Annotated in this window: 1 protein-coding gene; it reads left to right on the forward strand. The window is 27.0% G+C overall.

The window, feature by feature from the left end:
- Positions 1–345, forward strand: a 345-nt coding sequence (locus HMPREF3267_RS00005; protein ID WP_141762955.1) for a tandem-type lipoprotein, incomplete at both ends; no start/stop codon positions are given.

Genomic DNA, 345 nt, shown 5'->3' on the forward strand with positions numbered 1-345 from the left:
AAGCCAATACCGAATGATAAGTTAAAAAAAGAAATAGAAAACTTTAAGTTTTTTGTACAATACGGCAACTTTAAAGATTTTAAAGATTATAAAAATGGAGATATTTCATACAATCCAAATGTGCCAAGTTATTCTGCTAAATATCAGTTAAGTAATGATGATTATAATGTACAACAGTTAAGAAAACGATATAATATCCCAACGAAACAAGCACCTGAATTAAAATTGAAAGGTGATGGCGATTTAAAAGGATCATCCATAGGATCTAAAGATCTAGAATTTACCTTTGTAGAAAATAAAAAAGAAAATATCTTTTTTACAGATTCTGTACAATTTACTCCAAGT

The organism is Staphylococcus sp. HMSC62D11 (genome assembly GCF_001839145.1).
GTDB lineage: Bacteria > Bacillota > Bacilli > Staphylococcales > Staphylococcaceae > Staphylococcus > Staphylococcus lugdunensis.